The following is a 26,704-nucleotide window of genomic DNA, read 5'->3' as shown; positions in this document are numbered from 1 at the left end:
CCGGCGTGCCCTGTCGGCCCCCTCGCAGGGGCCCGCCGCGAGCGTGCGAACGGTGGGGGGCGAGGGGGTCCTTCGATCAGTCCCCCGCCGGACCGCCGGTCGCGGCCTCGGCGAGGTCCTCGCCGGTGAGCGCGAAGTCCGGCCGCGGCGTCCCCGACGGCACCACGCCGCGCTCGGTGAGCACGTAGCGCATGACGTCGGCGAACACCGGTGCGGCGACCTGGCCGCCCTCGGCGGAGCTGCTGGGCCGCTCGAGGTCGACGGCGACGACGTACTGCGGGTCGTCGGCGGGGGCGAACCCGACGAACGTCGTCACGTAGCCGCCGCCGGCGTAGCAGCCGCACTCCGGGTTGGCCCGCTGCGCCGTCCCGGTCTTGCCGGCCACCCGGTAGCCCTCGACCTCGCCCAGCGGCGCGGTGCCGCCCGGGCCGACGACGGCCTCGAGCATGTGGGCGAGGTCGTCGGCGGTGGTCTCGCTGACCACGCGGGTGGGCTCGGGCGCGTCCGGCGTCGACCTCGTCCCGTCGGGCGCGGTGACCGAGTCGACGATGCGCGGCGGGACCCGGACGCCGCCGTTGGCGATGGCCTGGAAGACCGAGGCCATCTGCAGCGTCGTCACCGACACGCCCTGGCCGATGGCGATGTTCGCCGCGCGGCTCTCCTCCCACTCGTCGGAGTCCGCGAGCAGGCCGCCGCTCTCGCCGGGCAGCTCGACGCCGGTCTCCTCCCCCACCCCGAAGGCGCGCAGGTAGCGCTCGAGCGTGGCGTCGCCGACCTCGCGGGCCAGCATGATCGTCCCGACGTTGCTGGACTTGGCGAGGATGCCGGTGACCGTCCAGTCGACCGGGGCGTGGTCGTGGGCGTCGGTGACGACGGCGTCGCCGGCCTGGATGTGGCCGTTGACGTTCAGCACCCGGTCCGGGGTGGCCTTCCCCTCCTCGATGGCGGCGGCCATGGTCACCGCCTTCATCACCGAGCCGGGCTCGAAGATGCTGGTCACGGCGGGGTTGCCGAGCAGCTCCGGGTCGGTGCTGCCGGCCCGGGCGGGGTCGTAGCCGGGGCAGGAGCCCATCGCGACCACCTGGCCGGTGTGCACGTCGAGCACCACGGCCGAGGCGCGGGTGGTCGCGCCGTCGGAGCAGGCCTCCGCCAGCCGCTGCTCGGTCGTGAACTGGACGTCCTGGTCGACGGTCAGCTCGACGGTGCTGCCGTCGGTGGCCGGCGTCGACTCGTCGATGCCCGAGGGGATCGGGTGGCCGCCGCTGCCGACCTCGACCCGCCGCATGCCGTCGGTGCCGCCGAGCTCGTCCTGGAACTGCAGCTCGATCCCGGCCAGCCCGTCGCCGTCGCGGCCGACGAAGCCGACGACCTGGCCGCCCACGGCCCCGGTCGGGTACAGCCGCACCGGGTCGTCCTCGAAGACGATCCCGGCCAGGCCCAGGGCGTCGATGGCGTCGACGGTCTCCGGCGAGACCTGGCGGGCGAGGACGACGTAACGGCCGTCGCGGCCGAGCAGCTCGGTGAGCTCGGGCACCGGCACGTCGAGCAGGGCGGTCAGCGCGAGCGCCGTGCGCTCGGGGTCCTCCACGACGGTGGGGTCGGCGACGACCCGGGAGGCGTCGACGGTGTAGGCGAACGGGTGGCCGTTGCGGTCGACGATCGCCCCGCGCAGCGCGGAGATCGGGTACTCGGCGAGCCGGTCCTGCTCGGCGGCGTTGGCGTAGTCGGCGCCGTCGACGCCCTGCAGCAGCACGAGCTTGCCGGTGACGACCAGCAGCGGGACGACGACGAGCACCAGCCCCCACCGGAGCCGCTTGGCGCCCATCCGCAGCGGCCGGCCCACCCGCCGGCTGCCCGGGGCGCGCCGCGGCACGAAGGCACCCGAGCGGGGCAGCGGCTCGCGCGGGCCGCGGGGACCGCCGGCGCGCGGCACGGGCCGGGGCAGCGCGCCCCGGCCGCCGCGGGCGGCGGCGCGCGGGGCGGAGCGGCGGGCGGGCTCGGGACCGGGGGCGGGCGGGAGCACGCTCAGCCCTCGTCCCCGGCCGCGGCGGGGTCCGGGGCCGGCTCCGGGGTGCCGCGCAGGGTGGCGCTGCCGTCGGCGCCGATCACCAGGTGCCCGGCCGCGCCGGCCGGGACCAGGCCCGCGGCGACGGCGGCCGCGGCCAGCTGCACCGGCGTGCTGCCGGAGACGACCTGCTGCTCCAGCTCCTGCACCTCCTCGGCCTTCTCGGCGTTGGCGTTGCGCAGCTCGGTGGCCCGCAGGGAGTTGACCGCGATGGAGGTGTTGAGCACCAGCGCGCCGATCGTGGCGAGCACCAGCAGCGCGACGACCAGCAGCACGAACGGCGCCCGGCGCCGCGCCGCCGCGGAGCGGGTGCGGGCCGCGCCGCCGGGCAGCAGCCGCAGCTCGGGCGCCGCGGTGCGGGACGCCGTCCGCGAGGTCCCCACCCGGGGCGCCGGGCCGGTGGCGCGGGTGCGGGCCGGCCGGGAGGGCAGGGCGCGCAGCGGGCGGGAGGGCAGGGTGCGGGCGACCCGCTGCCCCGGTGCCGAGGGTTCGGCGCGCGACGCGCGCGCGGCGGCGCTCATGCCGGCCGCCGGGTGCGCTCGGCCGCGCGGACGCGGGCCGACGCCGCGCGGGGGTTGGCGGCGACCTCGGCGTCGGTGGGACCCTCGCCGCCGCGGGTGAGCAGCCGCAGCACCGGGCCGTACTCGGGCAGCCGGACCGGCAGCTCCGGCGGTGTGCGGTCGGTGGCACCGGCGGCGAGGGTCTGCTTCACGATGCGGTCCTCGAGCGAGTGGAAGGTGATGACGGCGATCCGCCCGCCCACGGCGAGGGCGTCCAGCGCCGCGGGGAGGGCCCGCTGCAGCGCACCGAGCTCGTCGTTGACCTCGATCCGCAGCGCCTGGAAGGTCCGCTTCGCCGGGTTGCCGCCGGTGCGGCGGGTGGCGGCGGGGATGGCGTCGCGCACCAGGTGGGCCAGCCGCTCGGTGCGCGTGAACGGCTCGCGCGCCCGCTCGCGCACGATCGCGGCGGCGATGCGGGAGGCGAAGCGCTCCTCCCCGTACACCCGCAGCACGCGGGTGAGCTCGGCCGCGGAGTAGGTGTTGACGACGTCGGCCGCGGTGCGCGGCGCGCCGGGGTCCATCCGCATGTCCAGCGGCCCGTCGGCGGCGTAGCTGAACCCGCGGTCGGCGCGGTCGAGCTGCAGCGAGGAGACGCCGAGGTCGAACAGCACCGCCTGCACCTCGGCCAGGCCCAGGCGCTCGAGCACGTCGGGCAGCTCGTCGAACACGGCGGGCACGAGGGTGACCCGGTCGGTGTGGCCGGCGGCCGCGATGCGGGCGGCGGCCTCGGCGCGGGCGTGGGGGTCGCGGTCCAGCCCGACCAGGCGCAGCCCGGGGTGGGCGTCGAGCAGGGCCAGCGAGTGCCCGGCCAGGCCCAGGGTGGCGTCGACCAGCACGGCGCCGTCGGCGGCGCAGGCCGGGCCGAGCAGCCCGGTGACGCGGTCGAGGAGGACCGGGACGTGCACGGCCGGTGCGCTCACGTCGTCCTCCTCGCGGTCGGGCCCGGCGGGGCGCGCCGGACGGGTGTCTCATGGTGGCGCGGACGGCGCGCCCGCTGGGGGAGCTCGCCGGGCGTGCCGCGCGGGGACCGGGCCTCCCGGGCCCGGGGAAGAGGAGACCCCCGCCCCCGCGGTGTCGCCTGGCGCCGGGGAAGAGCGTCAGGAGGCGTCCGCGGGGAGCGGGGGTCGCCGGTTGCCGGTGGCCGGTCCGACCGGCGGCGGGGAGCGCCGCCTGCGCACGGGGTCCGAGCCGCGGGGAAGACGGTTCGGGCCGCACCCGGTCGAGCCGCGGGGAAGTCGGCTCGCGGACGGGCGTGCGGGGGGTCGGGGCGACCGGCGGGACGGGGGTCAGGACAGCGTGGGCATCCCCTCGCTCTCCATGGCGGCGAAGGCCGCCTCCTGCTCCTCCACGTAGGCGTCCCACGTGGCCTGGTCCCAGATCTCGAAACGGGTGTCGACGCCGACGACGACCACGTCGCGGTCGAGGCCGGCGTACTGGCGCAGGTTCGCCGGGATGGTGATGCGGCCGGCCTTGTCCGGCTCGACCTCGACCATCGACCCGAAGCTCATGCGGGCGCGCATCCGGGCCTCGGCGGTGTCGGCGGGGGCCATGCTGGCGGCGGCGCGGCTCTGCTCGGCGACCCGGGCCATGGTCAGGCCGTAGACGCAGCGCTCCTGGCCCTTCTTGATCACCATGCCGTCGGCCACCTGGTCGCGGAACCGGACGGGGAGCGCGAGCCGGCCCTTCTCGTCGAGACGCAGGGCGAAGCTGCCGACGAACACCGGATCACCTCCCCCATGTGGTCCTCCTCGTGTCCTCCGCGGACCCGGGACGGGCCCTGGCTCCCCACCGCGCCACACACTAACCCACTACGCCCCACCAGACACCACTCGACACCATGTCGTGACCCACCCGCTCCACCCGTTCGCGTGCAGGTCAGGGGCGCGGGGGCGGCGGGGGGCGGCCGGGTGGGGCGCGGTGGGGGGACGGCCCACCGGGAGGGGTCGTGAGGGCCGCCGTGGTGGGGGCCGGGAAGGAGCCCGGTGGGGCGGTGCGCGAACACGTTGCGGACCACCGCGGGCACGTACCGTGGGCCGGGTGACCGACACCATGCGTGCGGCGGACGGGACGGCGGGGCTGCCGGTCGACGTCGCCGCGGAGGGCGCGCGGATCGCGGCCAACGTGTCCCGCGTCGTCCAGGGCAAGCCCGACGTCGTCCGCCTGGCCCTCGTGGTGCTGCTCGCCGAGGGCCACCTGCTGGTGGAGGACGTGCCCGGGACCGGCAAGACGACGCTCGCCAAGGCGCTGGCCGGCTCGATCGACGCCAGCGTGCGGCGCATCCAGTTCACCCCCGACCTGCTGCCGAGCGACGTCACCGGCGTGGCCGTGTACGACCAGGAGACCCGGGCCTTCGAGTTCAAGCCCGGCGCGGTCTTCGCCAACGTCGTCGTCGCCGACGAGATCAACCGTGCCTCGCCCAAGACGCAGTCGGCGCTGCTGGAGTGCATGGAGGAGCGGCAGGTCACCGTCGACGGCGTCAGCTACGAGCTGGCCCGGCCGTTCCTGGTGATGGCCACCCAGAACCCGGTGGAGATGGAGGGCACCTACCCCCTCCCCGAGGCCCAGCGCGACCGGTTCACCGCGCGGGTGTCGATGGGCTACCCCGACCGCGAGGCCGAGGTCGCCATGCTCGACGACCGCGGCACCGCCGACCCGCTGGCCTCCCTGACGCCGGTGGCCGACGCCGGCACGGTGCGCGCGCTGGTGACGGCGGTGCAGTCGCTGCACGTCTCCGACGCGATCCGCCGCTACGTCGTCGCGCTGGTCGAGGCCACCCGCCGCTCCCCCGAGCTGCGGCTCGGCGCCTCCCCGCGGGCCGGGCTGCAGCTGCTGCGGACCGCCCGCGCGTCGGCGGCGCTGTCCGGCCGCGACCACGTGCTCCCCGACGACGTGCAGGCGATGGCCGTCCCGGTGCTCGCCCACCGGCTGCTGCTCACCGCCGACGCCGCGGCCGCGCGCCGCACCGCCGAGCAGGTGGTCACCGCCCTGCTGTCCACCGTGCCCGTGCTCCGCGGGCGCTGACCGCCGTGGGTGGGCCGTTGCGCTCGGCGCTGACCTCGCTCACCCTCCGCGGCCGCTGCCTGGTCGCCGCGGGGGCCACCCTGCTCGGCCTGGGCGCGCTGCTCGGGGAGCGGCCGCTGGTGCAGATCGCCGTCTTCGTGCTCGCGCTGCCGCTGCTGTCGGCGGTCGCCGTCGCCCGGCAGCGGTTCCGCGTCGGCGTCCGGCGCACCGTGTCGCCGTCGCGGGTGCCGCGCGGCCAGGACGCCGAGGTGCTGCTCGAGGTGACCAACGCCGACCGGCGCACCGGGCGGCTGTGGCTGCTGTCCGAGCACCTGCCGCCGGAGCTCGGCCGCTCCCCCTCCTTCGTCGTCGAGCGGCTGCCCGCCGCCGCGACCGCCGGCATGCGCTACCGGGTGTCCGGCGCCCGCCGCGGCCGGTTCCGGCTCGGCCCGCTGCGGCTGCGCCTGGTCGACCCGTTCGGGCTGGTGCAGCGCACCACCAGCGGCTCCGACGGCGCGCCGCTGGTGGTCGTGCCGCGGGTCCGGCCGCTGGGGCCCGGCGGCCCGGGCGGCGGGCACGGCGGCGGCGGCGAGGGCGCCCGCCGCTCGATCGCGGTGCACGGCGAGGACGACGTGAGCACCCGCGCGTACCGGCACGGCGACGACCTGCGGAAGGTGCACTGGCGGGCCACCGCCCGCACCGGCGAGCTCATGGTGCGGCTGGAGGAGCGGCCCTGGCGCGCCCAGGCGGCGCTGCTGCTCGACATCCGCACCCGCGCCCACCTGCTCACCCGTGCCGCGGGCCCGGGGCCGGCCGCCGGCGGCACCGTCCCCGGCCCGCCCGGCGACCCGGCGCCGCCGCAGGACAGCCTCGAGTGGCTGGTGGAGGCCGCGGCGAGCATCGGCACCACGCTCGCGCGCCGGGGGGCGGCGCTGCGCGTGGTCACCACCGCGGGCGAGCTCACCCCCACCGCGCCGGACGGCGGCCGCGCCGCCCCCACCGCTCGGGCGGCCCTGGGGCCGGGCGAGCTGCTGGACCGGCTGGCCGCGCTCGGTCCCTGTCGCGGCACCGGCCTCGGACCGGCGGCGGAGCTGGTGCACCGGGTGGCCGGCGAGGGCCCGGTCGTCGCGCTGCTCGGCGCGGTCGGCCCCGACGACCTCACCGAGCTCGTCGCCGTCCGCTCGGGTCCCTCCGCCGACGTCGCCGTGCTGCTCGACGTCGCCAGCTGGGGCGACCCCGGCACGCGCAGCCGGCGCGGGCTCTCGGCCACCGCGCGCTCGGCGCTGACCACCCAGCTGGAGCAGTCCGCGGCGCTGCTGCGCGGCGCCGGCTGGCAGGTCGTCGTCGCGGACTCCTCGCGCACCGTCGAGGCCGTGTGGGCCGACCTCGCCCCGGCTGCCGCCGGGGCCCGGGCCGGCGGCGTCCTGGGGGTGCCGGCGTGACCACCCTGGCCCCGCCGCCGCCCCCGGTCCGGTCCGGCGGGCCGGTCCCGCCGCCGGTCCCCGCACCCCCGCCGGCGCCCGTGCCGCCGGGCACGCTGCGCCGCGAGGGCGGCACGACGCTGGCCGCCGCGGTCGCCACCGCGCTCGGCAGCTGCGCCCTGGCGCCGGTCTTCACCCGCCCGGCCTGGGTGCCGCCGGCGCTGGCGGCCGTCGCGGTGGTCGCCCTCGCCGGGCTGGCGCTGCGCGCGGCCGGCCCGGCGGTGTGGGCCTGGGCGTCCGGCGGCCGGGCGCTGCCCGCCCGCGCCGGCGCCGCCGGCGTGCCGCTGGTGCCGCTGGGCCAGCTCGCCGCCCTGCTGTGCCTGATGACGGTGCTGTTCGCCCCCGGCGACGCGATCGGCGGCTGGCTGCCCACCCCGGACTCCCTCGGCGACCTCGCCGCGGTGCTCACCGACGGCTCGGCCGAGATCCGCGAGCAGTCCACGCCGGCCCTGCCGCTGACCGGCCTGCTCGCGCTCACCGTGCTGCTGGTCGGGATCGTCGCCGTGGTCGTCGACCTGATCGCCGTCGGGGGCCGGCAGCCGGCCCTGGCCGGGCTGGGGCTGCTGGTCCTGTTCTGCGTGCCGGTCAGCACGGTCCGCGGCAGCATCGGGCTGACGGCGGTCGCGGCCCCGGCCGCGGGGCTGGCGCTGCTGCTGTGGGCCGACCAGGCGCGGCGGCTGGCCGCGCGGGCCGGGCGGCGGGGCGGCGCCGGCGGGCTCGCCGCGACCGGCACCGCCGTGCTGGCCCTGGCCGCCGCGCTGGTGGGCGGCAGCGTGGTGCCGACCCTGCCCGAGGGCCGGCTGGCCGCCGGCTTCGGCCCCGGGGGCGGCGGCGGGTCGACCGGCACCGCGCTCGACGCGGCCGCGGCGCTGCAGGGCCAGCTCACGCTGCCCGAGCCGATCGACCTGCTGCGGTTCGACGCCTCGGTGCTCGACCCCGGCTACCTGCGCGTGGTGACCCTCGACGCCTACAGCGCCGAGGACGGCTGGACGGTGGGCAACCTCGACGGCGAGACGTCGGTGGCGCAGCCCGACGACCTGGCCCCGCTGCCCGGGCGCCGCGACGGGCGGCGGGTCGAGGCCACGATCACCGCCGTCGGCCACGACGACCGGTTCCTGCCGGTGCTCACCTCCCCGCTGACGGTGGAGATCGCCGACCCGGGCGCCTGGCGGTTCGACCCCACCACCGGCACCGTCTTCGGCCGCGACGTCACCACCGCGGCCCGGAGCTACCGGGTCACCGCGGTCGAGGCCCGCCCCACCGAGGAGGAGCTGCGCGCCTCCGGCGAGGTGCCGCCCGGGTCGCCGGTGCGCGAGCGCGACACCGCGCTGCCGCCGCTGGACCCCGTCGTCACCGACCTGGTCGCGAGCCTGACCGCGGGCGCGGCCACCCCCTACGACGCGGTGCGCGCCATCCAGGGCCACTTCTCCCGCGCCAACGGCTTCGTCTACAGCCTGGCGACCCAGCCGGGCACCAGCGGCGACGACCTCGTCGACTTCCTGCAGCTCAAGCAGGGTTACTGCGAGCAGTACGCCGGGGCGATGGCCGCGATGGTCCGCGCCGCCGGCATCCCCGCCCGGGTCGCGCTGGGCTACACGCCCGGCCGGGTGCAGCCCGGCGGCGGGCGGCTGGTCACCAGCGACGACGCGCACGCCTGGGTCGAGGTGTACTTCGACGACCTCGGCTGGGTGCCGTTCGACCCCACCCCGATCGACAGCGAGCGCGCCGTCGACCTGCCGTGGGCGCCGCGGCCGGCCGACCAGGAGGTGCTCGAGCGCCCGCAGGACGTCCCGACCGCGCCGACCGCGCCCGCCGTGCCGACCACCCCCGTGCGGGACCGGGCCGCCGGCGGCGCCCCGCAGGGCCCGGGGTCGGCGCAGGAGTCGGCGTCGGCGCGCCCGGTGCTGGTCGCCACCGGCGTGCTGCTCGGGCTGGCCGCACTGCTGGCCGCACCGGCCGGCGCGCGGGCGCTGCAGCGGCGCCGCCGGGTGGCCGGCGGCAGCCCGGCAGCGCTGTGGGACGAGCTCGCCGCGACCGCGCGGGACCTCGGCCTGCCCTGGGACCCCGCACAGACCCCGCGGCAGCAGGCGGCGGCACTGACCCGCACCCTCGACGGCGTCGCGGTCGCCGGGGGCGCGCACCGCGCCGGCGTCCCCGACGCGGCCGACGCGATCGGGCGGCTGGCCCGCGCGGAGGAGGCGGCCAGCTACGGCCGCCCCGGCGCGCCCGCCGACCCGTCCCTGGGCGCCGCGCTCACCCGGGCGCGGCGGGGGCTGGCCGCGGCGGCGTCGCCGCGGGCCCGGCTGCGGGCGCTGCTGTGGCCGGCGTCACTGGGCAACGCGCTCGCGGCCGCGGTGACCGCCCGGCTCCCCCACCGGACCTCCGCCGCCTGAGCGGGGCCCCGCCGGGCCGGCGGGCCTACGTCCGGGTCGCCCAGACCGAGGCGCCGTGCCAGTCGATGGCCACGACCGGCTCGTCGCCCACGACCCAGGCGTCGTGCCCGGGCGGCAGCGACGTGACCTCACCGGGACCGGACTCGATCTCGGTGCCGTCGGCCATCACGACGTGGATGCGGCCGGAGACCTGGTACTGCTGGTGCGGGGCCTGGCACAGGTCGGTGCCGGCCACCGGCCGGACGTGCTCGGACCACCGCCAGCCGGGCTGGACGGTGATCCGGCCGACCTCGGCGCCGCCGGCCAGGTGCAGCAGCTCCAGCCGCCAGTTCTCGCCCTGCCGGACCTCGTCGGGGCGGTCGAAGGACAGGTGCTCCAGGGGCTGCGTCTGCGTCATCGGGACTCCCCCTCCCGATCGGCTCGTCGGGCGGCCCCCATCGTCCTCGTCCCCCCGCCGGCGGGTCGACCCCCTCGGCCACCGGGAACGGCGAAGCCCCGGAGAACGGCGACACCCCCGGGGAACGGCGACACCCCCCGGGGAACGGCGACACCCCCCGGGGAACGGCGACGGCCGCCGTCCCGGGTGGGACGGCGGCCGTCGGCGGGGTCTCGCGGGCTACTGGTCGTAGCGGCGGCGGAAGCGCTCCTCGAGCCGGTTCTTCAGCGGCTGCTTGCGGGGCCGCCCGCCCCGGCCGCGGCCGCCCTGCGCGCCGCGGGCACCGGCCGGGCCGGTCTCGACGGCGCCGGTGGCCGAGCGGTAGTTGAGGACGCCGAGCGCGGCACCGCCGAACATCACGAGGAACCCGAGGACGCCCAGCGGCACGGACGGGACGACGGCGCCACCGACGAGGACGGCCAGACCCACCACGACCAGCAGCGCACCGAGCTGGAGCTTTCGCCGGGCCCTCAGCCGGCGGTCGCCGGTGCGGACGGAGGAGGCGAACTTGGGATCGTCGTCGACGAGGGCGCGCTCGATCTGCTCCAGCAGTCGCTGCTCGTGCTCGGAGAGCGGCACCGAGACCTCCAGGTGGGCGGAGCCAGACACCACCGGGCCCGTACCCGGTGGTGACACCGAGGATACGAGCCGTCGGCGGGGTGCGAAAGGCGAGTGCGCGGCGACCCGCCGCACGGCCGTGGTGACCACCCTCACGGGGGGTCCCGGGCGGTCCCGGGGCCCGTCTCAGCGCACCCGGCGGTCGCGGTCGCGGTGCAGCAGCGTGGCCGGCCGCACCGCGCCGGCGCCGAACCGGCGGGCCGCCCGGTCGGCGGCGAGCTCGGCGTCGCGCCGGCCGTGCTCGCGGGCGCCGAGCTCGAGCTGCCGGGGCGCCTGACCGGCCGGGACCAGCCGCTCGGCCCGCACGCCGACCAGCCGGATCCGCGCCCGGTCCAGCCCGAGCGCGTCGAACAGGGCCCGCGCGGTCTCGTACACGTCCTGCCCGACGTCGGTGGGGACGCCGAGGGTGCGGCTGCGGGTGATGGTGGTGAAGTCGGCGAAGCGGACCTTGATGCTCACCGTGCGGGTCAGCCAGCCGCCCGCGCGCAGCCGGGCCGCCGTCCGCTCGGCCAGCCGCAGCAGCTCCCGGTGGATCACGGCGGGGTCGTCGACGTCGGTGGGGAAGGTCTCCTCGTGCCCGGTCGAGCGCTCCGGCTCGTCGGGCACCACCCGGCGGGGGTCGCGGCCCCAGGCCAGCTCGTGCAGGTGGGCGCCGGCGGCGGGGCCGAGCGCCCGCTGCAGGGTGCGCGCCGAGACGTGCGCGAGGTCGCCGACGGTGCGCAGCCCCAGCCGCAGCAGCACCTGCTCGGTCTTCGCACCCACGCCCCACAGCGCGCCGACCGGCAGCGGGTGCAGGAAGTCGATGACCTCGGCCGGGCGGACGACGAGCAGCCCGTCGGGCTTGGCGCGGGTGGAGGCGAGCTTGGCCACGAACTTGGTGCCGGCCACGCCGACGGAGCAGGTGATGCCCTGCTCGTCGAAGACGCGGGCGCGCAGGTACTCCCCGATCTCGGCGGCGCCGCCCAGCCGGCGCCCGGCCCCGCCCACGTCGAGGAATGCCTCGTCCAGGCTCAGCGGCTCCACCAGCGGGGTCACCGACCGGAACAGCGCCATGACCGCCCGGGACACCTCGGCGTAGAGGGCCATGTCCCCCGGCAGCACGGTCGCCGTCGGGCACAGCCGCAGCGCCCGCGCGGTCGGCATGGCGGCGTGCACGCCGTACGCGCGGGCCTCGTAGGTGGCCGAGGTGACCACCCCGCGGTTGCCCGCGCCGCCGACGATCACCGGCGTGCCGGCGAGCTCGGGGCGCCGGCGCACCTCGACGCTGGCGAAGAACGCGTCCATGTCGACGTGCAGCACCGTGCACCCCTCGGCACGCCCGCCCGACGACCGCACGCGACCTCCCCGCTCGAACACCTGTTCGGAGACTAGCGGCCCTCCCCAGGGGACGGCGCGCCGTCCCCGGCGTGTCCCGGCGCACGGGGAACTCGCTGGTCGGCGCATGTGTGACCGGCGCACGGGCGAGGTAGGTGGGACACGACCGACCGTCGTCCGGCGGACGGTCCCGACCCGGATCCCGGAGGAGCCCGATGGCGCTCGACGACGACGACATGACCAGCACGGAGGGTCCGGCCGACAGCGGTGCCGGCGAGGGCACGCCCGGCCAGCACGACGGCGGCGCGGACGGCGGCGCCGACAGCGGCGCGGGCCACGGCCCGGCCGACGGCGGCGCGGCCGGCGGCGGTGCCGACGGTGGCGCGGACGGTGGCGCCGACGGTGGCGCCGACGGCGGTGCTGACGGCGGCGCGGACGGCGGCGCCGGTCACGGCCCGGCCGACGGCGGCGCGGCCGGCGGTGGCTCGGACGGCGGTGCCGACGGCGGCGCCGACGGTGGCGCGGACGGTTCGGCCTGAGCCAGGACCCGGCCGTCGCAGGGCCGGGCGGGGCTGACACCCGCCCGGCCCTGCGCCGGTGCACGCACCTCGACCCCGCGGTCTTCGCCGAGCGGTACTGGTCCCGCCGCCCGCTGCTCGCCCGCGCCGAGGACACCGGGGAGTCGTTCACCGACCTGCTGACGCTGACCGACGTCGACGAGCTGCTGTCGCGGCGCGGCCTGCGCACGCCGTTCCTGCGCATCGCCAAGGACGGCGCCGTCGTCGACCCGAAGCGCTTCACCACCTCCGGTGGCGCCGGCGCCGAGGTGGCCGACCAGGTCTCCTCCGACGCCGTGCTGCGGCTGTTCGCCGACGGCAGCACCGTCGTCCTGCAGGGCCTGCACCGGCTCTGGCCGCCGCTGGTCGAGTTCGCCGACCAGCTCGCCGCCGACCTGGGGCACCCGACGCAGGTCAACGCCTACGTCACGCCGCCGTCCTCGCGCGGGTTCAGCCCGCACTACGACGTCCACGACGTCTTCGTGCTGCAGGTCGCCGGCGAGAAGCACTGGACCATCCACGAGCCGGTGCTCGAGGAGCCGCTGCGCACCCAGCCGTGGAACGACCGGGCCGCCGCGGTGGCCGCCGCCGCGGAGCACGAGCCGGTGGTCGACGCCGTGCTGCGCCCGGGCGACGCCCTCTACCTGCCGCGCGGTTACCTGCACTCGGCGGTGGCGCTCGGGCAGACCAGCGCGCACCTGACCATCGGCGTGCACTCGGTGACCCGCTGGGCCGCGGCCGAGTCCGCGCTGGACCTGGTGCGGGTGCTGGCCGCCGAGGACCGGGAGCTGCGCCGCGCCCTGCCGCTGGGCCTGGACCTGTCCGACCCGGCGTCGGTCCGCGACGACGTCGCCACGGTCGTGACCGCGCTGCAGGAGTGGCTGGGCCGGGTGGACCCGGGCGAGGTCGCCGAGCGGCTGCGCTCGCGGACCTGGTCGCAGGTGCGCCCCGAGCCGGTGGCGCCGTTGGCGCAGGCCACCGCGGCCGCGGCGCTCACCCCGGACACCGTGCTGCGGCTGCGCCGCCGGCTGCGCTGCGCGCTGCGGGACGCCCCGGCCACCGCCGAGGGCGAGCGGGTGGCGCTGCTGGCCGGCCGCCGCCGGCTGGAGTTCCCCGCCTCGACCCGCGCCGCGCTGGAGGGGCTGCTGGCCGCCGGCGAGCTCAAGGTCGCCGACCTGGCCGGCCTCGACGCCGACGACCGGCTCGTCCTCGCCCGCCGGCTGGTCACCGAGTCGATCGCGCTGGTCGCCGACGCGGCGGTGCAGGGCGCGCACGGGGTCGACGGCGTCCCGGCCACCGCCCCCGAGCCGGGCCCGCACGGACCGGGCGCCCCGGCGCCCGGCGCCGGCGGGGACGATGGGGAGCGTGCCGACGCCCTCGGGACCGGGTCGTGACCCCGTCGCCTCCTCCCGGGTGACCGCCCCCGCCCGTGCCGGCCGGCTCGACGCCACCCGCTGCTCGGTCACGGCCCTGGTCCGGGGGGACTCCCCCGTGGCCACGTCCGGGCCGGCGCAGCGCTGGCTGCTCGTCGAGCAGCCGGGCCCCTGGGGCCGCGACGCGCTGACCGGCTCCCGCATCGACCCGGCGGTGACCGCCCGGCTGGCCGCGCGCGCCCGCGCCGAGGGCGTGCGGGTGCTGCTGGTCCGCCGGCCCGGCGGCCGGGCCGCGGACTCCGGGCGCCGCTGGGCCTACGCCGACGGCCGCCCGGGCCGCGAGGGCCTGTGGTGGTCGACCCGCGCCGACGACGCCGACCTGGTCGAGGCGCCCTGGGACGGCTCGGTCGGCGAGCGCGCCGACCGGCCGGCGTACCTGGTGTGCACGCACGGGCAGCACGACGCCTGCTGTGCGCTGCGCGGCCGGCCGCTGGCCGCGGCGATGCCCGCGCCCGCCGACGTCTGGGAGTGCAGCCACCTCGGCGGCTGCCGGTTCGCCTCCAACGTGCTGGTGCTGCCGCACGGCTTCGCCTACGGGCAGGTGCCCGGCGACGGCGCCGACCTGGTCGCCGCGCACGCGCGCGGCGAGGTGGCCCTGCCGTGGCTGCGCGGGCGGGCCGGGCTGCCGCTGCCGGCGCAGGCCGCCCAGCAGGCCGCGCGGGAGCGGCTCGGGCTGCTCGGCGTCGACGACCTGCCGGTGCGCGGCTCCCGGCGGCTGGCCGCCACCGCGGCGGAGGACGCCGACGGCGTCGAGCGGTTCGAGGTGGTGCTCGGCGGCGCGGACGGCGACGTCGTGGTGCGGGTGGAGAGCCGGCCCGCGGCCGAGGCGGCGCAGCTGACCTGCCGGGCGGTGCACGCGGCACACCCGCGCACGTGGACGGCGCTGTCGGTGTCCCCGGTCCGCTGAGCCGCTAGGCGAGCGCGCGACCCCGGGCGAGCAGCAGCGGGATCGCGACCTCGGCGTCGGTGAGCGACCCGTGGTAGGCGGCCAGCCGGCTCGGCCCCGGCTCGGTGGCCGAGGCGGTGACCGCCCAGGGGCCGCGGGCGAGCGCGACGACGTCGCCGATGCGGGCGGCCATCCCCTCGCCGACGGCACCGAACACCCCGCTGGCGACCGCCTCCTCCCGCCCGGCCACCCAGGCCCGGTCGCCGAGCACCCCGCGCCAGGCGTCGAGGACGTCGGCGGCGGCGCCCGGGACGGTGTGCACGTAGCGGGCGCGGGGCTCGCCGGCCAGCAGCGCGACGCCGTCGAGCAGGGCGGGCTCGTCGTCGACGTCGACACGGGTGCCGGCGGGGACGTCGAGCATGCCGTGGTCGGCGGTGACCAGCAGGACGGCGTCGTCGGGCAGGCCGGCGACCACCTGCTCGACCACCCGGTCGACCAGCGTCAGCTGCACCCGCCAGCTGTCGGAGTCGACCCCGCGCACGTGGCCGGTGAGGTCGAGCTCGGGGGTGTAGCCGTAGACCAGCCCGGTGGGGGTGGCGGCCAGCGACTGCAGCAGCACCGCGGCCAGGTCGCCGGCGCTGACCGTTCCCGCGTAGGCCGCGCCCCGGTACACGGCGGTGGTGAGGCCGGAGCCCGCGTAGGCGTAGGGGGCGACCGCGGTGACCGGCAGGCCGGCGGCCGCGGCCTGCTCGAAGACCGTCGGGCGGGGCTGCCAGTCGCGGGGGTCGGGGTCGTCGCCCCACTGGACGTGGTTGAGCAGCCGGTCCTCGCCGGGGACGGCGGTGACGAAGCCGAGGACGCCGTGCCCGCCCGGGGGGACGCCGGTGCCGAGCGTGGCCAGGCTGACCGGGGTGGTGCTCGGGCACGGGGCGGCGAGGTCGCCGGCGGGCGGGGCCAGGGCGGCGAGGGCCGGGGCGAGCTGCGCGTGCGCGCGCAGCAGGTGCGCGCCGAGGCCGTCGACGAGCAGGACCGCGACCCGGCGGGCGCCGGCCAGCGCGGCGGTGAGGCCGAGCGGGTCGGCGGGCAGGCCGCCGCGGTCGACGCCGACCCCCAGGGCGGCGGCCGCGCCGGGCAGGACGTCGGCGAGGCTGGCCGCGCCGTAGGCGGGGCGGACGAGGTCCGGGGGCAGCGCCGTCACGGGCGGCGGGCCAGGACGTGCAGGCCGGCGGCGACGTCGCGGTAGGGCGAGGTGCCGGCGAGCGCGAGCTCGAGGCGGCGGACGGCCTCGGGGTCGGCGCCGGAGCTCGCGTCGAGCAGGTCGGCGACGACGGCGACGCCGCGCCACTCCTCCGGCTCGAGCCCGGCGTTCCGCAGCAGCGCGAGCAGGTCCTCGGAGCCGAACCGGCGGCGGGCGGGGCGGGTGCGGCCGGGCGCGGGGTCGCGGTCCTCGAGCAGGGCCAGCGCCTCCTTGGGGTGGCCGCCCAGCGCGCGGGCGAGGACGGCGCCGGCCCGGTTGGCGGTCGCCACGCTCACGTGGCCGCCGGGGCGCAGCGCGCGGGTGATCTCGCCGAGGGTGGTGGCGGGGTCGTCGACCACCTCGAGCACCGCGTGGCACAGCGCGAGGTCGTAGCCGCCGTCGGGACCGTCACTGCCCAGCGGCAGCTCGTGCAGCAGGTCGCCGTCGCCCTGCAGGCCGCGGACCCGGTCGCCGACCCCGGCGGTCTGCGCCCGGCGCCCGAGGGTGGCCAGGGCGTCGGCGCTCGGGTCGACGACGGTGACCTCGTGGCCGCGGCGGGCCAGCGGGACGGCGAAGACGCCGCTGCCGCCGCCGACGTCGAGGACCCGCAGCGGGGTCCCCGCGCCGGCCAGCGGGTCGAGCGCGGCCCAGACCGCGGCGGTCCGGACGGGCAGCTGCTCGCCGGTGGACGGTGCGGGGGCGGTCACCCGTCCGACCCTAGTGGCGGGGCGGCGCCGGTTCCCCGTCCAGGCGGAGACGGAGTCGGCGGCCCGCTCGAGATCGGCGATGACGATCTTGTGCATGGTGGACATCGCCTCGACCGCCCGCCGCCGGCCGGGGTCGGGGTCGGCCTGCAGCTCCGGCAGCCGGACGGGCACGACCTGCCAGGAGACGCCGAAGCGGTCCTCGAGCCAGCCGCAGGGGGCCTCCTCGCCGCCGTCGGTGAGCCGGTCCCAGAAGTGGTCGACCTCGGCCTGGTCGGCGCACAGGACCTGGCGCCGGCTCCCGGCGCACCGATGAGCCGCGGGCGCCGGCGGTGTCCGTCCTCCCGGGCGCCGGCGTCCCGGCCGCATCGCGGAGGACGGCCGTGCCGAAGCAGATCCCGCGCCTGTGCTTCGACACCGAGGCCGGGGAGGCCGCGCGCTTCTCCACCTCGATCCGGCCGGACGCCGAGGTCCTCGGCACCGTCCGCTGCGGCGCCGAGGACCCCGGGCGGGAGGGCCAGGTCCTCACCGTCAGCTGGATGGCGGGGTCGGGCGTCAGTGGCCCGAGCTGCCCGGGCTGGAGTGCCAGAGCTTGCGCGGAGCGGCCGCTGCCGCGCTCCGTTGTGCCGCGGCGCGGCGGGCGGCGGTCGCGGCGTCGTCCCCGGCGGGCTTGACGTCCGCGTACGGCGACATCCGGAAGCCGGTCGGGTGCACGAGCACCGGCTTGACCACCACCGGCCGCGAGCCGTGCGAGGCCGCAGCTCCGGCGATGGCCTGGTCGGTGTACTCCCCCGGCGCCGCCATGTGCTCGGCCACCGCGGCCAGGCCGCCGGTCTCCCAGGCCTCGTAGAGCGCGGGCAGCTCCCAGGCGCCGGTGGCCCGGATCGACACCCCGCGCGGGCCGGTGCGCCGCAGCACCCCGCGGATCACCAGCAGCCAGGAGTGGAACACCGTCGCCGCGTAGGGGCCCTGCACGTCCTCGAAGAAGGTCGAGTCGGTGCAGCCGGTGGCGTCGTCGAGGGTCACGAACACCACCCGGCGGCCCGACCGGATCGGCGGGGTCTGGGTGGCCACCTTGACCCCGGCCACCAGCACCTCGGCGTGGCTGCGGGCGCCGAGCAGCTCCCCCGCCGGCACCGCGCCGATCGCCGAGAGGAACGGCCGGTAGAAGTCGACGACGTGCCGGCTGGCGTCCAGCCCGAGCACCTCCAGCTCGGCGCGCACCAGCTCGGCGTCGGTGAACTCCGGCAGCCCGGACCCCCCGGCCCACCCCGGGCCGGTCTCCTCGGGACCGCCGCCGTCCTCCTCGGCGTCCAGCCCGAGCAGGTCCAGGCTGAGCTGCCCCACCGCCCCGGCCCTCGCCCCGCTGCGGCTCCACCGGTCCAGCTCGCTGATCTGCAGCAGCAGGTCGCGGCGGGTCACCGACCGGCGGGAGCGGGTGGGCCGGCCGGCCTCGCGGTCGCGGACGCCGAACCCGTAGAGCGAGTCGAACCCGCCGGCGAGCACCAGCCGCTCGACCACCGGCCGGGACACCGCGGCCCGCGACCAGAAGTCGGTCAGCGACCGGTAGGGCTGCCCGGCGACGATCCGCTCCACCTCGTCCTCGCCGATGCCCTTGACGTCGGTGAGCGACAGCCGGATCCCGTAGGCCGACGGGTCGGGCATCGCCGCGGGCATCCACTCCGGCCGCCGCCAGTCCTCCCGCCGGTCCTCCGGCGCCAGCCGCTCCACCCGGTAGGTGCCGGTCGAGGCGTTGACGTCCAGGCCCAGCACCCGGATCCCGAAGTTGCGGGCGTCGTCGAGGATCAGCCGCTTCGGGTACATGCCGGGGTCGTGGGTGAGCACCCCGGCGAGGAAGGCCGCCGGGTGGTGGGTCTTCAGCCACGCCGACTGGTAGGTGGGCAGCGCGAACGCGGCCGCGTGCGCCTTGCAGAACCCGAACGAGCCGAAGGCGACGAGCACCTCCCACACCCTCTCGACGACGTCGACCGGGTAGCGCCGCAGCGCCTCGGGCACGAACCAGGCCCGCACCTCCGGGTGCAGCTCCCCGTCCCCGAGCGCCCGGCGCGCCTCGTCGGCCTGGGCGAGGTCGCAGCCGGTCATCTGCGCCACGATCTGCAGCACCTGCTCGTGGAAGACGACGACGCCGGCGGTCTCCCGCAGGAACGGCGCGAGGTCCTCGTGCGGGTAGACCGGGTCCCGCCAGCCGTTCCGGGCCAGCAGGAACGGCGTCACCATGTCGCTCTTCACCGGCCCGGGCCGGAACAGCGAGATGTCGATGACGATGTCCTCGAACGTCTCCGGCCCGAACTTGCCGACCAGCTCGCGCTGCCCCGGCGACTCGATCTGGAACATGCCGAGGGTCCGGGTGCTGCGGATGAGCTCGAAGGTCGTGGGGTCGTCGCGCGGGACGGCGTCGATGTCGACGGCGGTGTCGTCGACCCGGGCCACCTCGTCCAGGGCGTGCGCGATCGCCGACTGCATCCGGATGCCGAGCAGGTCGAGCTTGAGCAGCCCGAGCTCCTCGACGTCGTCCTTGTCGAACTGGCTCATCGGGTAGCCGAGGTAGCTGCTCTCCACCGGCGTGCGGTCGAGCAGCGTGGCGTCGGACAGCAGCACGCCGCACGGGTGCAGCGCGATGTGCCGGGGCAGGCCGTCGAGCCGGGCGACCAGGTCGAACAGCAGGTCGAGGTCGCCGGTGCCGCCGCCGCGCCGGGAGCCCATCCGGCTGGCCCGCAGCTCCGGCAGGTCGCGCAGCGCGGCGTGCACCTGGTTGGCCCGGACGTGCGGGAAGGCCTTGGCCACGGCGTCGATCTCGGCCGGCGGCAGGCCGAGCGCGGCGCCGACGTCGCGGATGGCGTGCCGCACCCGGTAGGTGTCCATCATCGAGATGCAGCTGACCCGGTGGGCGCCGAAGCGGTCGAGAACCGCGTCGTAGACCTCCATCCGCCGGGCGGACTCGACGTCGATGTCGATGTCGGGCAGCTGGTGGCGCAGCGGGGAGAGGAACCGCTCCATCAGCAGGCCGTAGCGGATCGGGTCGACGTCGGAGATGCCGAGCAGGTAGGTGACCAGGCTGCCCGCGCCCGACCCGCGCGCGGCCGCCCGGACCCGCAGGCCCCTGATGAGGTCGACGACGTCGGCGACGGTGAGGAAGTAGGACGGGTAGCCGAGGGAGTCGATGACGGCGAGCTCCTCCTCGAGCCGCCGGGTCACCCGCGCCGTGCGGGCCATCCCGCGCCGGCCGAGCCCGGCCTCGCAGCGGGCGCGCAGCACCTCGGAGGGGTCCATCCCCTGCTCGCCGGGCGCGGTGACGACGTCGAGCTCGGGATAGCGCACGGTGCCGATGCCCAGGTCCTCGCGGACGTCGACGGCGCACTGCTCGGCCAGCCGGGCGGTGCGCTCGGTCAGCCGCAGCGCGGCGTCGCGGTCGGGGCCGGCGAGGTCCGCGGCGACCTCGGCCATCTCCTTGCCCGACTTGAGGTGGCCCTCGGCGGTGCGCCGGTCGACGTGCCGCGTGTCGAGGGCGACCAGCCGGCGGGAGGCGTCGAGGACGTCGGCGGTGGGCGCGTCGAGGGCGTCGACGTATCGGACGGCGTTGGTGAGCACCGCCGGCACGCCCTCCTCCTCGGCGAAGCGCAGCAGCCGCTGGGCGCGGGAGCGGTCGCCCCGGCCGCGGTGGTGCACCACCTCCAGCACCAGCGAGCCCGGGCCGAACACCGACCGCCAGGCGTCCAGCCGCACGGAGGCGACGTCGGCCCGCCCGGCCGCGAGCGCCCGGCCCACCGGCGAGTCCGGCCCCAGCACCGCGACCAGCCCGGGCGCGTGCTCGGCGGCCAGCGCGAGCGAGGCCACCGGCTCGCCGCGGGTGCCGCGCAGGTGCGTGGCGCTGGTCAGCCGGCACAGCGAGCGCCAGCCGGCGCCGTCGCGGGCGAGGAAGGTGACCCGCGGCAGCCGCGGGTCGACGGCGGCGCCGCCCCGCACGGGGTTGCGCCGCGCCGGCGCCGGCCGCGCGGGGGCGCGCCCGGTGCGGCGCAGGGAGAACTCGTCCTCGCCCAGCACGTGCGCCCGCGCCGGCGGCACGGTGGTGTCCACCGCCGGCGCGACCGCGAGGTCGACGCCGAACACCGGCCGCAGCCCGGCCGACCGGCAGGCCAGCGCGAACTTGACCGCGCCGTAGAGACCGTCGCGGTCGGTCAGCGCGAGCGCCGTCATGCCGTGCTCGGCGGCGCGCGCGACCAGGTCGGCCGGGTGGTTGGCCCCGTACCGCAGGGAGTAGCCGGAGGCGACGTGCAGGTGGACGAAGGGGTCCCCGCTCACCGCCCGCGGGCGGGACGGTGGGCGGTGCCGCCGACCACGCGCGGCCGGGGCGCCGGCTCGGGCGTGGTGGCCAGCAGCTCCTCGACCACGGCGAGGAAGGTCCCGGCGTCGCGGACCAGGTCGTCGGCCTCGCGCTCGGTGACCGCGCGGGACAGCCCGGCCTCGGCCGCGGCGCGCTTGGCGGCGCCGGCGGCGAAGAAGGTGGCCCACTCCCCCAGCTCGGGGGCGACCTGCTCGAGCAGCACCCAGGCGCTGCGCGGCCGGCGGCGGCCGCTCTCCGGCCGGGTGCGGGCGGCCAGCACGCCCGCGGCGGCCCGCAGCGCCGCCAGGTGCGCGGTGGCGTAGCGGCGGCACGCGTCGGGGGCGTGCCGGGCCTCGGCCAGGGCCCGGGTGGCCTGGTCCAGCAGCTGGCCCGCGGCCGCCGGGAGCGGCGGGGGCAGGGGCAGCTGCTGGGCCATGGCGTGCGCGGCGCCCATCAGTCGTGCACCCGCACGAGAGACCAGCGGTTGTCCGCGGCGTCCCAGCACAGGTCGTAGACGCCGGCGAAGCTCATCCGCGAGCGGCCGGCCCGCAGCGCCTCCACCCGGAACACCTCGCGGGGGGCCACCAGGTCGGCCGAGGCGCCGCCGGGGGTGCCGGCGGCCCGCTGCCACCACGGCGCGGTCTCGACCCACGAGTCGAGCAGCTCGCCGACGACGTAGCGGCCCTGCCCGCGCCAGAACTGCGCCGGCCCGAGCGGACCGCGCTCGACCCGCACCTCCTCGCCGGCCCGCTCGCCGACGTCACCCAGCACCCGGCTCATGCCCGTCTCCCCACCCCGTGCCGCGTCTCGACGGTCTGCCCACCGCCCGGGCGGGGAAGGTCCCGGGGCGGCGGCCGACCTGTTCGAACGTGTGTTCGAACAGGTCGAGTAGACCCGACCGCGCCGGTCCCGTCAAGCCGGACGCGCTCCCGCGTCCTCCCCCCGGGAGGAGCCCCTCCCGCCCGCGTGCCGGACGGTACGGCGGGGGTACGACAGCGGTGGCAGGATCAGCGCATGAGCCGACCCGTCCACCCCCGGGTGGCCGCGATCGCCGGCCTGCTCGCCGGGGCCGGCGCCACCGGGCGGGTCCACGAGCTCGCCGACGGCGCGCACACCGCCGCCGCGGCCGCCGCGCAGCTCGGCGTCCCGGTCGGGGCCATCGCCAACAGCCTGGTGTTCGACGTCGGCGGGCAGCCGCTGCTCGTGCTGACCAGCGGCGCGCACCGGGTCGACGTCGCGAGGGTGGCCGCCCTGCTCGGCGTGCCCCGCGTGGAGCGCGCCTCGGCCGCCTTCGTCCGCGAGCACACCGGCCAGCCGATCGGCGGGGTCGCCCCGGTCGGCCACCCGGCGCCGATCGGCACGCTCGTCGACGTCGAGCTGGCCCGGTACGACCGGGTGTGGGCCGCCGCCGGCCACCCGTCCGCCGTCTTCCCCACCAGCTACGACGAGCTGCTGCGACTGACCGCCGGCACCCCCGCCGAGGTCGGGAGCGGCCCGACCGCCGACGGTCCGGCCGCCGCTCCCCACCCCGCCGCGGTGGGCCCGTGACCGAGGAGAACCCCGTGACCGGCACGACGCCCGCGACGCGGGTGACCCAACTGCCCGCAGGCTGGCTGCGCGAGCACATGCACGAGGCGCTGGCCATCTACGGCGAGGCGATGGGCTACGACGCCTCGGTGGTCGCCGGCCGCTACGGCTACGCCGTCCAGCACACCGAGCGCCCCGGCTTCCGCGCCGTCGGGGCCTTCGCCGCGACCCCGGACGGCGAGCAGCTGGTCGGCTTCGGCTACGGCTACCTCGTCGCCCCCGGCCAGTGGTGGCACGACCAGGTGCGCGCGGCGCTGGACCGGCGCACCGCCAAGCGCTGGCTGCCCGGCGCGTTCGAGGTGTGCGAGCTGCACGTGCACCCCGAGGCGCAGAGCCGCGGGCTGGGCCGGCGACTGCTGCACGCGCTGGTCGAGGGCGTGGACGCGCCGGCCGCGCTGCTGTCCACCCCCGACGCCGACACCAAGGCGTTCCGGCTGTACCACGCCGACGGGTTCGTCGACCTCGCCCGCGGCCACCACTTCCCCGGGGACGCCCGGCCCTTCGCCATCCTCGGCGCCCGGCTGCCGCTGCGGCCGGTCCCCGGCGCCTGAGCGTGCGGGAGCCGGACCGGGCCGTCGACGCCGTCGTCGTCGGCGCCGGCCACAACGGGCTGGTCGCCGCCTGCTACCTGGCGCGCGCCGGGCTGGCCGTCGAGGTGGTCGAGCGCGACGACGTCCTCGGCGGGGCGGTGTCCACCGTGGAGCGCTGGCCCGGGGTGCGGGTCGACCGCGGCTCCAGCGCGCACGTGATCGTCCGGCACAGCGGCGTCGTCGAGGAGCTCGACCTCGCCGCCCACGGCCTGCGCTACGTGGACTGCGACCCGTGGGGCTTCGCGCCCGCCCCGGCGCCCGACGACCCCGGCCCGGACGGCCGCCCGCTGGTGTTCTCCGTCGACCTCGACGCCACCTGCGCCTCGATCGCCGCCGCCTGCGGGCCGGACGACGCCGACGCCTACCGCCGGTTCGTCGGCGTGTGGGGGCCGCGCAGCCGTGCCGTCGTCGACTCCTTCGGCCGCCGGCCCACCCTGCTGGGGCTGGCCCGCGCGTTCTGGCCGCTGGGCGCGCCGGCCGGCGACGCCCCGCGCACCCCCGGCGGCGACCTCGCCGCCGACTTCCTCGGCTCCGGCGACGCGCTGCTGGACCGCTGGTTCGGCAGCGAACGGCTGAAGGCGGCGCTGGCCTGGTTCGGCGCGCAGTCCGGCCCGCCGATGAGCGAGCCGGGCACCGCGGCGATGGTCGCCTGGGTGGCGCTGCTGCACGACACCCCGCCGGGCCACCCGGTGGGCGGCTCCGGCGGCCTCACCCAGGCGCTCCGGCGCCGGCTGGAGGCCGACGGCGGCCGGGTCGTCCTCGGCGACGGCGCCGCGCGGCTGCTCGTCGACGGCGGCCGGGTCACCGGCGTCGAGACGGCGTCCGGGCGGCGGGTGTCCGCGCCGGTCGTCGTCGCCGCCTGCCACGTGCTGGCCACCCGCGACCTCGCCGGCGACCACGCCCCGCCCGCCCTCGCGGACGCCGCCCCGCCGGTGGGCAACGGCTTCGGCCTGGTGCTGCGCTGCCTCACCGACGCGCTGCCGGCCTACCCCGGCGTCGACCCGGCCGTGTCGGCGCAGGGCCTGCAGCTGCTGTGCACCGACCGCGCGCAGCTGGCCGCCGCGCACGGCGACTGGCTGGGCGGCCGGTTGCCCCGCGAGCCGGTGCCGCTGGCGATGTCCTTCTCCGCCAGCGACGACACCCTCACCCCGCCCGGGCGGCACGTGGTCACCGTGTGGGGCCAGTGGTACCCCTACGCGCTCGCCGACGGCGGCGACTGGGACGCCCTCGCCGGCGCCGAGGCGCATCGGCTGGTGGCCGCCGTCGACCGGTACGCCCCCGGCTTCGCCGCCTCGGTGCAGGACGTGTACGTCCAGACGCCGGTGCTGCTGGAACGCGAGCTGTCGCTGCTGCGTGGCAACGTCATGCACGTGGAGATGGGCCTGGCCAGCATGTTCTCCCTGCGCCCGACGCCGGCGCTGGCCGGCTACCGGGTGCCGGGCCTGGCCGGGCTGTACCTGGCCGGCGCCTCCACCCACCCCGGCGGCGGGGTGTCGGGCAACTCCGGCCGGACGGCGGCCCGGGTGGTGCTCGCCGACCGCCGCCCGCTCGCCCGCGCCCGCGCCGCGGCGGGGCGGCTCGCGCGGACGGCCCGGTGAGCGCCGCGACGGCGGCGGTGCGACGGGCCGTCGCACCGGCGCCGGTGCCGCTGGTCCTCGCGGTCCTGCTGGTGCTGGCGGCGATCGCCTACCCCCTCACCGACGGCGCCGCCCGCGACGCGGTGTCCTGGACGATCGTGCTGCTCGGCTCGGCGGTGTCGGTGACCTCGGCCGCCGTCGCGCACGGCGCGCGCGCCGGCGCCGCGGTGCTCGGTCTGGTGGCGGTCACCGCGGTCGCGTTCGAGTCGGTCGGGCTGGCCACCGGCGTCCCCTACGGCACCTACTCCTACAGCGACGCGCTCGGCCCGACACTGCTCGGCGTCCCGTTCCTCGTGCCGCTGGCCTGGCTGATGATGGCCTGGCCGAGCCGCGTGCTCGCCGGGCTGCTCACCCGCGGGGTGCGGCCGGGCCGGCGGCGGCCCGCGCGGGTCGCCGTCGCCGCGGCGGTGTTCGCCGGCTGGGACGTCGTCCTGGACCCGCAGCTGGTGCAGGCCGGCTACTGGACCTGGGCGCACCCCACCCCGGGGCTGCCCGGCATCGACACCGTGCCGCTGACCAACCTCGCCGGCTGGCTGCTGGCCGGGCTGGTGCTCATGGCGCTGCTCGAGCTCGTCGTCCCCCCGACCGTCCGCGTCGACGCCGCGCCGCTGCTGGTGATCGCCTGGATGGTGGCCGGCGGGGCGCTCGCGCACGCCGTCTGGCTGGACCTGCCCGGCTCCGCGGCGTGGGGCGCGGCGCTGACCGCCGTCGTCGCCGCCGTGCTCGCGGTGCAGGCCCGCCGCCGGTGAGCGGCGCGGTCGTCCGGGTCCTGTCCGGCCTGGCGGTCGCCGGCGCCGCGCACGCCGCGGTCAACGCCGCCCTGCTGCGCCGCCCGCCGGCCGACCCGCCGGAGGCGACCCGGCCGGTCACCGTGGTGCTGCCGGTGCGCGACGAGGAGGCGCAGGTCGGCGACTGCCTGGCCGCCGTGCTGGCCTCGGCCGGCGTCCCGGACCTGCGGGTGGTCGTCGTCGACGACGGCTCCACCGACGGCACCGCCGCCGTCGTCCGCGGCACCGGCGACCCGCGGGTGCGGCTGGTCCCGGCCGGGGACCTGCCGGAGGGCTGGCTGGGCAAGCCGCACGCCTGCTGGGTCGGCGCGCAGACGGTCACCGACGACGGCGTGCTGGTCTTCCTCGACGCCGACGTCCGGGTGGCGCCCGACGCGCTGGCCGCCGCCGCCTGGCTGCTCGAGGCGCACGGCCTGGACCTGGTCTCGCCGTGGCCGCGGCCGGTGGCGGGCACCCTCGCCGAGCGGCTGGTGCAGCCGCTGTCGCCGTGGCTGTGGCTGACCACGCTGCCGCTGCGGGTGGCCGAGCGCTCGCCGCGGCCGTCGCTGACCGCGGCCAACGGCCAGTTCCTCGCGCTCACCCGCCGCGGCTACCTGCGCGCCCGCGGGCACGCGGCGGTGCGCGCGGAGGTGGTGGAGGACGTCGCGCTGGCGCGGGCGGTCAAGCGGTCCGGCGGGCGGGCGGTGCCGGCGGCGGGCGCGACGCTGGCCGAGTGCCGGATGTACGACGGCTGGGCGGCGATGCGGGAGGGCTACGGCAAGTCGCTGTGGGCGTCGGTCGGCGGGTCGCCGGCGGCGTCGGTGGCCGCGGCGGCGGTGCTGACCGCCGTCGGCGTCGTCCCGCCGCTGGCGGCGCTGCGCGGGTCGCGGGCGGGCCTCGCCGGCTGGCTGGCCGGTGTGGCCGGGCGGGCGGTGAGCGCGGCGGCGACCGGCGGGCGGGTGTGGCCCGACGCCCTGGCGCACCCGCTGTCGCTGCTGGCCCTCGACGTGCTGCTGGCCGGGTCGGTGGCCGGGCACCGGCGGGGCACGCTCACCTGGCGCGGACGCGCGCTGCGCTGACCCGGGCCAGGATGGGGC

24 protein-coding genes are annotated in these 26,704 nt (G+C 78.5%); 12 read left to right on the top strand and 12 right to left on the bottom strand.

Annotation, left to right across the window (positions count from 1 at the left end; translation table 11 throughout):
- Window positions 1-76: 76 nt before the first annotated feature.
- The 4 genes from ACI79B_RS06145 to mraZ form a co-directional block, all read right to left on the bottom strand.
- Window positions 77-2,023, bottom strand: a complete 1,947-nt coding sequence (locus ACI79B_RS06145) for a peptidoglycan D,D-transpeptidase FtsI family protein (RefSeq protein WP_456926646.1) — start codon at window positions 2,021-2,023, stop codon at window positions 77-79.
- Window positions 2,024-2,025: 2 nt separating this feature from the next.
- On the bottom strand, window positions 2,026-2,586 hold the full coding sequence (locus ACI79B_RS06140) for a hypothetical protein (protein ID WP_456926645.1): 561 nt from the start codon (window positions 2,584-2,586) through the stop codon (window positions 2,026-2,028).
- Window positions 2,583-3,545: a 16S rRNA (cytosine(1402)-N(4))-methyltransferase RsmH gene (gene rsmH / locus ACI79B_RS06135; protein ID WP_456926644.1), complete on the bottom strand. Its 963-nt coding sequence runs from the start codon at window positions 3,543-3,545 to the stop codon at window positions 2,583-2,585. Before rsmH ends, ACI79B_RS06140 begins: the two co-directional genes overlap by 4 nt.
- 366 nt (window positions 3,546-3,911) lie before the next feature.
- Entirely contained in the window at window positions 3,912-4,346 is a 435-nt protein-coding gene (mraZ, locus tag ACI79B_RS06130) for a division/cell wall cluster transcriptional repressor MraZ (protein ID WP_387994466.1), read from the bottom strand.
- A 316-nt stretch (window positions 4,347-4,662) separates the two neighbouring features.
- Here mraZ and ACI79B_RS06125 point away from each other — a divergent pair, with 316 nt between their 5' ends.
- The 3 genes from ACI79B_RS06125 to ACI79B_RS06115 are packed head-to-tail and all read left to right on the top strand — an operon-like array spanning window position 4,663 to window position 9,499.
- Entirely contained in the window at window positions 4,663-5,646 is a 984-nt protein-coding gene (locus ACI79B_RS06125; RefSeq protein WP_456926643.1) for an AAA family ATPase, read from the top strand.
- 5 nt (window positions 5,647-5,651) lie between these two features.
- On the top strand, window positions 5,652-7,067 hold the full coding sequence (locus ACI79B_RS06120) for a DUF58 domain-containing protein (RefSeq protein ID WP_456926642.1): 1,416 nt from the start codon (window positions 5,652-5,654) through the stop codon (window positions 7,065-7,067).
- Window positions 7,064-9,499: a transglutaminase family protein gene (locus ACI79B_RS06115; RefSeq protein ID WP_456926641.1), complete on the top strand. Its 2,436-nt coding sequence runs from the start codon at window positions 7,064-7,066 to the stop codon at window positions 9,497-9,499. Before ACI79B_RS06120 ends, ACI79B_RS06115 begins: the two co-directional genes overlap by 4 nt.
- A gap of 25 nt (window positions 9,500-9,524) precedes the next feature.
- Here the strand turns inward: ACI79B_RS06115 and ACI79B_RS06110 are convergent, their stop codons facing one another.
- The 3 genes from ACI79B_RS06110 to dinB form a co-directional block, all read right to left on the bottom strand.
- Window positions 9,525-9,896 (bottom strand): cupin domain-containing protein, encoded by a 372-nt coding sequence (locus ACI79B_RS06110; RefSeq protein ID WP_456926640.1) that lies wholly within the window; start codon window positions 9,894-9,896, stop codon window positions 9,525-9,527.
- 219 nt (window positions 9,897-10,115) lie between these two features.
- Window positions 10,116-10,544 carry a DUF3040 domain-containing protein gene (locus tag ACI79B_RS06105; RefSeq protein ID WP_387994028.1) on the bottom strand — a complete coding sequence of 143 codons (429 nt, stop codon included), beginning with the start codon at window positions 10,542-10,544 and terminating at the stop codon, window positions 10,116-10,118.
- Window positions 10,545-10,679: 135 nt separating this feature from the next.
- Window positions 10,680-11,852 (bottom strand): DNA polymerase IV, encoded by a 1,173-nt coding sequence (gene dinB / locus ACI79B_RS06100; protein WP_456926639.1) that lies wholly within the window; start codon window positions 11,850-11,852, stop codon window positions 10,680-10,682.
- A gap of 230 nt (window positions 11,853-12,082) precedes the next feature.
- On the opposite strand from dinB, the gene ACI79B_RS06095 reads away from it, so the two are divergent.
- From ACI79B_RS06095 to ACI79B_RS06085, 3 genes are all read left to right on the top strand, one after another.
- Window positions 12,083-12,406 carry a BatC protein gene (locus tag ACI79B_RS06095; RefSeq protein WP_456926638.1) on the top strand — a complete coding sequence of 108 codons (324 nt, stop codon included), beginning with the start codon at window positions 12,083-12,085 and terminating at the stop codon, window positions 12,404-12,406.
- Between the two features lie 287 nt (window positions 12,407-12,693).
- Window positions 12,694-13,818 (top strand): cupin domain-containing protein, encoded by a 1,125-nt coding sequence (locus ACI79B_RS06090; protein ID WP_456926637.1) that lies wholly within the window; start codon window positions 12,694-12,696, stop codon window positions 13,816-13,818.
- Between the two features lie 19 nt (window positions 13,819-13,837).
- Complete coding sequence (locus ACI79B_RS06085; RefSeq protein ID WP_456926636.1) at window positions 13,838-14,764, top strand: sucrase ferredoxin; 927 nt, start codon at window positions 13,838-13,840, stop codon at window positions 14,762-14,764.
- A gap of 4 nt (window positions 14,765-14,768) precedes the next feature.
- On the opposite strand, the gene ACI79B_RS06080 is transcribed toward ACI79B_RS06085, so the two are convergent.
- Together ACI79B_RS06080 and ACI79B_RS06075 are read right to left on the bottom strand one after the other, a co-directional pair.
- On the bottom strand, window positions 14,769-15,941 hold the full coding sequence (locus tag ACI79B_RS06080) for an alkaline phosphatase family protein (protein ID WP_456926635.1): 1,173 nt from the start codon (window positions 15,939-15,941) through the stop codon (window positions 14,769-14,771).
- Window positions 15,938-17,053: a methyltransferase domain-containing protein gene (locus ACI79B_RS06075; RefSeq protein WP_456926634.1), complete on the bottom strand. Its 1,116-nt coding sequence runs from the start codon at window positions 17,051-17,053 to the stop codon at window positions 15,938-15,940. The genes ACI79B_RS06080 and ACI79B_RS06075 overlap by 4 nt, the downstream gene beginning before the upstream one ends.
- On the opposite strand from ACI79B_RS06075, the gene ACI79B_RS06070 reads away from it, so the two are divergent.
- Window positions 17,017-17,358, top strand: a complete 342-nt coding sequence (locus ACI79B_RS06070; protein WP_456926633.1) for a VOC family protein — start codon at window positions 17,017-17,019, stop codon at window positions 17,356-17,358. The two genes, ACI79B_RS06075 and ACI79B_RS06070, sit on opposite strands and share 37 nt — an antisense overlap.
- Here the strand turns inward: ACI79B_RS06070 and ACI79B_RS06065 are convergent.
- Genes ACI79B_RS06065 through ACI79B_RS06055 form a run of 3 tightly spaced genes read right to left on the bottom strand, consistent with a single transcriptional unit; the run spans window position 17,240 to window position 21,806 of the window.
- Window positions 17,240-21,004, bottom strand: a complete 3,765-nt coding sequence (locus tag ACI79B_RS06065) for a DNA polymerase III subunit alpha (protein WP_456926632.1) — start codon at window positions 21,002-21,004, stop codon at window positions 17,240-17,242. The genes ACI79B_RS06070 and ACI79B_RS06065 overlap by 119 nt on opposite strands.
- A complete protein-coding gene (locus tag ACI79B_RS06060; RefSeq protein ID WP_456926631.1) occupies window positions 21,001-21,480 on the bottom strand; it encodes an SAV_6107 family HEPN domain-containing protein in 480 nt (159 codons plus the stop codon). The genes ACI79B_RS06065 and ACI79B_RS06060 overlap by 4 nt, the downstream gene beginning before the upstream one ends.
- Complete coding sequence (locus ACI79B_RS06055; protein ID WP_456926630.1) at window positions 21,480-21,806, bottom strand: DUF6504 family protein; 327 nt, start codon at window positions 21,804-21,806, stop codon at window positions 21,480-21,482. The genes ACI79B_RS06060 and ACI79B_RS06055 overlap by 1 nt, the downstream gene beginning before the upstream one ends.
- 234 nt (window positions 21,807-22,040) lie before the next feature.
- Here ACI79B_RS06055 and ACI79B_RS06050 point away from each other — a divergent pair, with 234 nt between their 5' ends.
- The 5 genes from ACI79B_RS06050 to ACI79B_RS06030 are packed head-to-tail and all read left to right on the top strand — an operon-like array spanning window position 22,041 to window position 26,686.
- Entirely contained in the window at window positions 22,041-22,574 is a 534-nt protein-coding gene (locus ACI79B_RS06050; RefSeq protein ID WP_456926629.1) for a YbaK/EbsC family protein, read from the top strand.
- Window positions 22,575-22,588: 14 nt separating this feature from the next.
- On the top strand, window positions 22,589-23,164 hold the full coding sequence (locus ACI79B_RS06045; RefSeq protein WP_456926628.1) for a GNAT family N-acetyltransferase: 576 nt from the start codon (window positions 22,589-22,591) through the stop codon (window positions 23,162-23,164).
- A gap of 2 nt (window positions 23,165-23,166) precedes the next feature.
- Complete coding sequence (locus ACI79B_RS06040; protein WP_456926627.1) at window positions 23,167-24,801, top strand: phytoene desaturase family protein; 1,635 nt, start codon at window positions 23,167-23,169, stop codon at window positions 24,799-24,801.
- Window positions 24,798-25,589, top strand: coding sequence for a carotenoid biosynthesis protein (locus ACI79B_RS06035; protein WP_456926626.1), 792 nt, complete (start codon window positions 24,798-24,800; stop codon window positions 25,587-25,589). The genes ACI79B_RS06040 and ACI79B_RS06035 overlap by 4 nt, the downstream gene beginning before the upstream one ends.
- Window positions 25,586-26,686, top strand: coding sequence for a glycosyltransferase (locus ACI79B_RS06030; protein ID WP_456926625.1), 1,101 nt, complete (start codon window positions 25,586-25,588; stop codon window positions 26,684-26,686). The genes ACI79B_RS06035 and ACI79B_RS06030 overlap by 4 nt, the downstream gene beginning before the upstream one ends.
- Window positions 26,687-26,704: the final 18 nt, after the last annotated feature.

It is taken from the genome of Geodermatophilus sp. SYSU D00879 (assembly GCF_054050375.1).
The sequence above is the reverse complement of the archived record's forward strand: the minus strand, read 5'-3'. Positions and strand labels throughout refer to the sequence as shown.